The sequence below is a fragment of the Dehalococcoidales bacterium genome, assembly GCA_035529395.1.
GTDB lineage: Bacteria > Chloroflexota > Dehalococcoidia > Dehalococcoidales > Fen-1064 > DUES01.
This window is the reverse complement of record DATKWT010000121.1, coordinates 1-8,207: the sequence shown is the minus strand read 5'-3', so window position 1 is coordinate 8,207 and position 8,207 is coordinate 1. Positions and strand designations below refer to the sequence as shown.

Below are 8,207 nucleotides of genomic sequence, written 5' to 3'. Positions count from 1 at the left end.
ATATCCGGAGTCCGGCCTCGCCGCTTCTCTCCGGGTGGAACTGGGTGGCCACCGTGTTTCCCCGTGCCAGGACACTGCAGAAACCGACGCCGTACTCGGTCTCCCCAACCACCAGCGACCTGTCCTCGGGGTCTGCATAGTAGCTGTGAACGAAGTAGAAATTGGTATCATCCGGTACTCCTTCGAAGACAGGGTGGGGGACCACCTGCCTGACCTGGTTCCATCCCATGTGGGGGACCTTCTCTCCGGCGGGAAACCTTCTGACCCGTCCGGGGAATATGTTGAGGCACTGGTTCCAGCCGCCTTCCTCGGTACCCGTCAGGAGAATCTGGAGCCCGATGCAGATGCCGAGGAAGGGCTTACCGGTACGGATATGCTCGCACAGTGGTCCGGTCAGCCGGAGTCGGTTGAGGCTGGCTACGGTGTCTCCGGCCGCACCGACACCGGGGAGGATGAGGGTATGCGCCGCCAGTACCTTCTCAGGGTCACTGGTGACCTCTGACTGATAGCCCAGTCGGGCGAGGGCATTGACCACGCTGCGCAGGTTGCCGGCACCATAATCAACTATGGTAATCCTATCTTCCACCTTCTGGCTACTCCGGGTACGGGAATGATTCCTCTTACTGGTATGTTAAGACATTGTGAGGGGAATTGTCGATGTACGCCGGTGAAGTGGTTAAAATACCGTCGCGAAACCGCCTGTCCGTGGGTGCGAGCTGTCTTGAATTCCGACACAGGATGCGGGGGTACTCTCCCGTGTTAATACCCTACGGGACCGGGGCATCCCAGGAGATCGTCATTCCTCTTTCGCGTAGCGCTACCAGGTGGGTATCCTGTGATGTTTTGTCCAGCGGGTTGCCGGTAAGGTCTATGGTGTCCCATGAGTCGAGGCCGGTATTATCGACCAGCGGTTTGATGTCGGTAACCTGGTTGTCCATGAGGGAGAGACGCCTGAGTTTGATAAGGTTGGCCAGCGCCGAGATATCGCTTATCTGGTTCTGGTCAAGGAACAGGCCGGTGAGGTCGGTGAGAGAAGCCAGCAGAGAGATATCGGTGATATCGTTATAATTCATTTCAAGACTTTTCAGCCCGACGCAGTATTCGATGCCGGTGAGGTCGGATATACCTCTTCCGGACAGTGTCATTGAAGAAAGCGTAGCCAGGTCCCGGATATAGAGAGGGCCTGCGGGCTTGTAGACAAGCTCCCTGATTGCCGTCTCAAGGTTGGCGTCAGGAAGCGAGATTACCCAGCGTATGTCCGCGTTGGTCAGGGATGTCAGTGGCGAGACGTCCTTTATCGGGTTGCGCTCAATGACAAGCTCGGTCAGGCCGGTGAGGGAGGATAGCCGTGATACATCCTCAACCTGGTTACCGTCCAGGTGGAGCCAGATGAGGTTGGCAAGCGACTCCAGGGGTGAGATATCACTCACCTGGTTGTTGCTGAGGTACAGCCAGGTGAGGTTGCCGAGCGAAGCCAGCGGCGATATGTCGCTTATCTGGTTCCGGTTGAGGAATAGCCACCTGAGGTTATTCAGCGAAGCCAGCGGGGAGAGGTCACTGATGCCGCTGCCGTCCAGCCTGAGGTCGGTGAGGTTACTGAGCGAGGCCAGGTCCGAGAGGTCGGCGCTCTGAGCGTTGTTCAACCTGAGCACCTTGAGGCTGGCCAGGGAGGACAGTGGGGAGAGGTCTACCACCGGGTTGCCTCCCAGCCAGAGCTCGGTAAGGTTGGTCAACGAGGCCAGGGGTGAAACATCGGTTATCATATTATCATTGATAAACAGGATGGTCAGACTGCTCAGGCCAGCCAGTGGTGAGATATCAGCCAGTAGCACGTTACCGTCCAGCCGGAGTTCAGTGAGACTCGCCAGTGAAGCCAGGGGAGAGATGTCATCAATAATGTTGCCGCTGAGAATCAGGCGGTTCAGATTCCGGCACTGCTCCAGGCCGGTGAGGTCGGAAATAGCGCCGTTAGCGGCAGGGAGTATGTCGAGCGCTTCCAGGTCCGAAGGTTGAATCTGACCGGTCGGCTTACCGATAGCCTGCCTGACCGCGGCTTCAAGATTCGCGTCGGCGAAGGCGCTTTCTTCCCCGGTAGTAGTGGCCGGCTTCTGGCCGGAGCCGCAGGCAACGAGGCTGAGTGTCACCGCCATGGTAAGCGTGGCTAGCAGGCATCTCATGGTCATGGAGTTCACTGACATTACCGTCCCAGTTTACAGGTGGTGCCTGCCTGTTGTCAACGAGGTGTCGTACTCGTCCGGTACATTAGTGGCACTCCAGTACAACCGATGCTGATTGCCACCGGAGAGAGCCTGTGCGGCTAGCCATTACTGGCTGTCTCCTCATGTGCAATGTCTTTGAATACTGAGGCAGTATAGACCATCTTTCTATTAAAGTCGCTGAGGGTACTTGCATCACACCACGTTAACAATAGCCCTCATCCTGTCTTCATTTTAGTAAACCTGGCTACTAAGTACCCGTTAACTACCGATGCCAGAACAGTCACCACTGTTAATATGCCCACATTGAGAGACCCAAACAAGATGACGAAACGTGCAGCCGCGCGTACTCAAACGAAAAGCGGAGGGAGACGGCTGAGATGGCGGAGCTACACCCCATTGTCCCCACTATGAGGACTTCTTTAAAAGGCGGGCCAACAGACCAGGAGCCCGGGGGGCTTGCCCAAGCCACCTGTCGAACTCACCAGGGTTCTCTATGACGATGGTGTTACCCTTGCGCTGGTACTTGATGGTCTGGGGAAGGTATCCCTGGTAGTCGTTGATCTCCCAGTGCTGCATGTCTTTGGAGAAGGTTACCAGCTTCCGGTTCCCCTGCTCTTCCACCACGGCCTTGTGCAGAACGTAGATGAGGTCACGCCAGTCCCTCCGCCCAGGGTCATAGAGCCTCTCTATTGGCACGGAGGGAAAGAAGTCTGGCAAAGGTCGGCCTGCAAATTGGTACAACTCCTTGATAACCGTCCTCGCCAGCCTGAGTTCGTCGTCGCCGGGCAACTCATTATCGTCGAGGCGGCTGAGATAGATGTGGGAAAACCATCGAAATACGAGGCTATCCTGCGAAAACAGGCTCGCTAGTCTTTCCTTGTCAGTCTCGGTTGGGGCGAAGTGAACATCGAAGTCGATTCGTTTAACACGCGACTTCGCCCACTCCTTGAGCCGGGGTGTATTGGAGGCAATCACTATCTGCGGAGACACGTACTGGTCCCGCCACCAACGTTCCCAGTACGACTTGAACACGTCTTCGATACCCGGCGTTCGAGAGGGGTCAACATCGTCGAAGACCAGAGGGAACGCAGTCTCCGTAAGCACCGCGCTGTTGATTCTGGTCTTGGTGAAGTCCTGACGGGACAGCGGTTCGATGATCCTGCCGGTGATTAGCTTCAAGGCGAACCGCAGGAAGGTGGTCTTGCCATTCTGAGAGGGGCCGTAGAGGTATAGAAAGCGCGGCCCTCTGGTGTCTATCAAGCCGTACCTCGCCCGCTTGGCCCTCATGTACTCGTTGGCGAAGGGAGTGAAAAACATGTATAGCAGGGCTTCAAACATGCCTGCTTTAGCGGACAGAGGATTGGCTGACTCCCCGGAATCGACTGTGGCAAGATAGTCCTCTATCAGCTTCAATCCCCGGTTCACCGCATCACGGTCTGAAGGTGCCCGTGTGAGAACCGTCATCGGAGTGTCCAGGCCCAACAGCAGCTCCTTACGCTCGCGGGAGAGAATAAGCAGCGGCACACGATGCGTTTCATATACATAGCGTATGAAAGCCGAACCTTTCACGTGCATCTGATTCTGCCCGGCAAGAATCGGCTTGAGCGGTGCCAAACGCCGTTCGATCTTCGTCCTCGCCAACTCGAATTCAGGCAACTGCAGTACGGTTACGCGTTCTTCCTTCGAATCCACAGCCTCGGTCAGACTCGCGGAAAGCTCGTGAAAAATGCCCCTGATATCAACGTCCTGCTCTTCAACGGTGCCACCCTTGAGCCAGGCTTCTATCACCTGTTTCCTGTCCGTATCCAGCCTCTGCTTCATTAGTTCCATCAGGTCCCCCATGAAGAGCGAGCAGCCGCGAAGGTGAAACTCGTAGTCCTGCATCAGTTGGTCAAGAAACGGGTGTTCCGGCGGAACATCCAGATACCAGGCGTAGTTGGTCTGCCGCCTGGCTTCCTGTGCGGTGGCAGTGAGGTTGGCGCTGGTCTGAATCACCCTGACGAGTTCATCTCTCTCGAGGATGTAGAGCTTGGTGTGAATGCTGCGGGTGGGAACAAGGACACGCAGGACACCCTGCTCCACCAGTTCGGCCAGCCGGTCAACCACCTCGATGCCCTTCTGCTCCAGTCCCTTCTTATAGGGCTCGGTCACGTTTTCGCCAACTACTACCTCAAGCTTGTCATAGCCGCGCCGGTCGAAGAAATCCAGGAGGAGTTCGGGGGAAATGACGTAGGATATAGCGCGCATCCTGGCGAACCCGTCAAAGAGCTCGTCGAAGTCCTTGCGCCGGGCGATAACCCGCGTGCGAAGGGCAGACTGACCCCCGAAGAGGTCTGCCTGGAAGGCACTCTGAACCTGGTGGCGTTTGGCTGGCACTCTATGCCACCTCACACGTGTTCGACTTTAGTCTATTGTCTATGCCTGTTGACGGTAGGTTGTCTCACTCCGACGCGCTACCTGAAGAATCGGGACAAGGCCGTCATCATCGTATACTTCATAGACTACCCTGTAACTACCCACCCGGATGCGGTAGGCCTTCTCTGTCCCCATTATCTTCCTGACCCCGTGAGGGCGAGGCTCATCAGCCAGGTTCCAAACTGCGCTCCGTATGCGCTCGAAGTCCTGCCTTCTGATTCGGTCTTTGAGTCTAACCAGAGTGCGGTCGGCAACCGGCGAGACTTCAAGCCTGTACACGCTTCGCCTCTGCCCCTCTATCCCTCCGGCTCACTGCCTCTTCCATCTCCTGCTCGACTTCAGACCAGGGACGGCCACCCTTCTCTTTCCATTCGGTCCTGGCAGTTTCAATAGCAGGTAGCAATTCGGCGTCTTCACGGCTTTCCAGCCACTCGCGTACGGCATCGGCAATTATCTCACTCGCGGCTATGTGACGCCGTGCCGCCTCCACCTTCAAATCAGTGTACAGGTCCTCATCATGGAACACCACTGTCATCTTCCTGCTCATGGGATGCCTCCTGGACGTAGATACCTACGGACGTATGGGCATTGTAGCAACGGATGGCGGTGAAGTCAAGGCCAGACTGTATATAGTACTACCCTGGTGGGTACCAACTCCTGCTCTCGCCACCTGTGGTCTCGACGACGCAGCCACAATCCTGAATGGAACCGAGGGGTGCAACTCCTATCGCACAACGTGACGGCTGTCAACGGGTGCACCTCGACGTATTGAGTTCGTCACTGCCCTTGACATCCTCAGGCTCCGGTCATAGACTGTAAGCACCGACTCAGATAGGCTTCGTCAGCAAGGATATTCGAGTTTCATAAGGGTTCTTCGCCAATATGGGCGACATAGCAGCAGGAGCGGAGGTCACGAAACGCACATGAAGAACGTTGCCTCTCCCGAAATCACCATTTGCGGTCACACTTATGATGAGTACATCGAGATGGTAAAAGCCTTCCACGGACATGTTGCACCGGGAATGGCCCTGAGCGGGTTCATGGTGGACCTGGCTTGCCGAAACCTCCCACAGGGGGAGTATTTCGATGCCATATGTGAGACTCGCAAGTGTCTTCCGGATGCCGTCCAGCTGCTGACTCCCTGTACGGTGGGTAACGGCTGGCTGAGGATTATCGACCTGGGTCGGTTTGCCCTGTCGCTTTTCGAGAAATACACCGGTAACGGCGTTCGGGTATATGTGGATAACCGGAAACTCGGTGACTGGCCTGAACTCAAAACATTCTTCTTCAGGCTGAAACCAAAGAAGGAACAGGATTTTGAGGCACTGATGGCTGAAGTTAGACTTGCTCAAGCATCAGTCTTCGGGCTTCAGGAAGTAATGGTTAATCTGGACTCTGTCAAAACGCATCATCGAGGTGTTTTTGCTGTCTGTCCGTCTTGCGGAGAAGGCTACCCTGAAAAAGACGGTGATATCTGCCTGGGTTGCCAGGGTAAAGCGCCCTACCTTCATTACGAAGCGCCGGGTTCACAGTAAAACCGTTAATGATACTTTTACAGTCAGAATATGACTAAACGGAGGTAACAGGACATGACATGGAAGAAAACAGCCTGCGTATTGTGCGGGAACGGCTGCGGACTGGAAGTCCAGGTTGAAAATAACCGCATTACCAAAGTCCGCCCGGACAAGGACAGTCCGGCGAGTGAAGGATATATCTGCCGGAAGGGCATGAACGTTGCCTATCACCAGCACAATGCCGACCGGCTGCTTTATCCGCTGAAGAAGGTGGGAGACAAATTCGAGCGGGTATCCTGGGACCAGGCAATCAGTGAAATTGCGGAGAAGCTCAAGGGTATACTTGAGCAATATGGGCCGCGGTCTCTGGCCTCACTGGTCGGTGGCGGTGAATTTAATACCTACGGCAACCCTTTTCCCGTCCGTTTTGTCCGCAGGCTTGGTTCACGGTATAGCTACTCAGCAGCTAACCAGGAGTTTGCCGGACGTTACTGGGCACACGGACTAACACTGGGTAACCAGGGTTTTCAGTTCGCATCCGACCACGAGAATAGCGACATGCTGCTGCTTATCGGGAAAAATCCCCTGATGAGTCATAATTACCCCCAGTCACGAAGAAAATTACTAAAAATGTCAAAAGACCCGGACCAGCTTCTTGTCGTGGTTGACCCCAGGCTTTCTGAAACCGCCAGGATAGCGAACATCCATCTGCGAATCCGTCCCGGTACTGACGCCCTCATGGTGAAGTCGATGATTGCCATCATCCTCAGGGAAGAGATGCATAACCGGACATACATTAACGAGCATACAGACGGGTTCGATGAGATACTGCCGTGGTTTGCTGATTTCGATGTCAAAGCAGCGCTGAAGGTCTGTGAACTGGACTACGACCAGGTGTTCATGGTTTGTAAAGAGTTCACCACACGGCGGTCCTGTCTTCATGACGACCTTGGAGTACTGATGAACCGTCACAGTGCGCTCGTATCCTATCTCCTGGTTGTCCTGATGGCTATCTGCGGCCGTATTTGTGTACCGGGTGGTAACTACCTGGTAGCCGGAGGAATATACTCTGACCCGAACGACCCGAAGACGTGGCGAACACAGGTCACAGATATTCCCGCCATCAACGGGATGTTCCCACCCAATGTGATACAGGAAGAGATTATGAGCGACCATCCGGACCGGCTCAGGGCTGTTATTAACTTTGCCGCTAATCCGTTACGCTCGTATGCTGATACAACCGCGTATGAAAAGGCATTCCGCCGGCTTGATTTACTGGTTGTAGGTGATATTGTAATGAGTGAAACTGCCGCTCTTGCCCATTACGTTCTTCCTTCCAAAACAGCCTATGAATCATGGGATGGCAATCCCGGTGGAGGTTTCTCAGGAGTGTTCAGTCGGTTATGTCCACCGGTTTTAGAAGCGGAAGGCGAGCAAAAGGAGGGCGGTGAAATGTTCACGCTCCTGGCCGACGCCATGGGACTTATTCCCGAGCTTCCCGAGTCACTTTACAAAACAGCGGAAAGCGGCAACATCCGGGACTACCGGGATGCCTTAATGGACCATGTATCGGCAAATCCCGAGAGTGGACCGGTACTGCAGTTCATTGCTGCGAAGACCCTGGGTAATGCCATCGGTTCGGCTCACCTGGCCAGCCATTTCACCATGTTTATGCAGAGGTCTGCCGCCCAGCAGGAAGAGGCTGTGAAAGCAGGTTTTGCCGCCGGACCAGACCAGGGCCTGGACATATACCAGGCTACCATTGACCATCCGGAAGGTGTACTGGTCGGGAGACGTGACCCGGAAAAGAACATTGAGAGACTGGGAACAAAGAGCGGTAAAATCCAGCTATATGCGCGTGACGTTGAGGACTGGGTAAAGGAAATCAATCCCGCCGATGAAGAAGAAGGGCTCAAACCAGATGAAGAGTTCCCCCTGATTCTCATGGCAGGACGTCACATGGATATGAATGCCAATACGAGCATGCGGGACCCGGCATGGAACGAAGGCAAGCGATACTGCACCCTGGCCATGAATGCTGCGGATGCCGAGGAACTGG

7 protein-coding genes are annotated in these 8,207 nt (G+C 55.0%); 2 read left to right on the top strand and 5 right to left on the bottom strand.

The genetic code is table 11. From position 1 onward, the window contains the following. From hisH to VMW13_07690, 5 genes are all read right to left on the bottom strand, one after another. A partial coding sequence (gene hisH, locus VMW13_07710; protein HUV44700.1) for an imidazole glycerol phosphate synthase subunit HisH occupies window positions 1–586 on the bottom strand: 586 nt, incomplete at its 3' end. Between the two features lie 181 nt (window positions 587–767). After that, entirely contained in the window at window positions 768–2,183 is a 1,416-nt protein-coding gene (locus VMW13_07705) for a leucine-rich repeat domain-containing protein (GenBank protein ID HUV44699.1), read from the bottom strand. A 441-nt stretch (window positions 2,184–2,624) separates the two neighbouring features. Next, on the bottom strand, window positions 2,625–4,595 hold the full coding sequence (locus VMW13_07700) for a hypothetical protein (protein ID HUV44698.1): 1,971 nt from the start codon (window positions 4,593–4,595) through the stop codon (window positions 2,625–2,627). A gap of 39 nt (window positions 4,596–4,634) precedes the next feature. Continuing rightward, the gene (locus VMW13_07695) at window positions 4,635–4,913 is read right to left on the bottom strand and encodes a type II toxin-antitoxin system RelE/ParE family toxin (GenBank protein HUV44697.1); all 279 of its coding nucleotides are present in this window, start codon (window positions 4,911–4,913) and stop codon (window positions 4,635–4,637) included. Continuing rightward, window positions 4,900–5,181, bottom strand: coding sequence for a hypothetical protein (locus VMW13_07690; protein HUV44696.1), 282 nt, complete (start codon window positions 5,179–5,181; stop codon window positions 4,900–4,902). The genes VMW13_07695 and VMW13_07690 overlap by 14 nt, the downstream gene beginning before the upstream one ends. 376 nt (window positions 5,182–5,557) lie before the next feature. Here VMW13_07690 and VMW13_07685 point away from each other — a divergent pair, with 376 nt between their 5' ends. Next, on the top strand, window positions 5,558–6,169 hold the full coding sequence (locus tag VMW13_07685) for a formylmethanofuran dehydrogenase subunit E family protein (protein ID HUV44695.1): 612 nt from the start codon (window positions 5,558–5,560) through the stop codon (window positions 6,167–6,169). A gap of 54 nt (window positions 6,170–6,223) precedes the next feature. Further along, the coding region (locus VMW13_07680) for a molybdopterin-dependent oxidoreductase (protein HUV44694.1) at window positions 6,224–8,207 on the top strand (1,984 nt) is incomplete at its 3' end.

What these genes read in the sequence shown, in the direction of transcription:
- VMW13_07685 (HUV44695.1), top strand. Translation starts at nt 5,558, where the DNA reads ATGAAGAACGTTGCCTCTCCCGAAATCACCATTTGCGGTCACACTTAT.
- VMW13_07690 (HUV44696.1), bottom strand. Translation starts at nt 5,181, where the DNA reads ATGAGCAGGAAGATGACAGTGGTGTTCCATGATGAGGACCTGTACACT.
- VMW13_07705 (HUV44699.1), bottom strand. Translation starts at nt 2,183, where the DNA reads ATGACCATGAGATGCCTGCTAGCCACGCTTACCATGGCGGTGACACTC.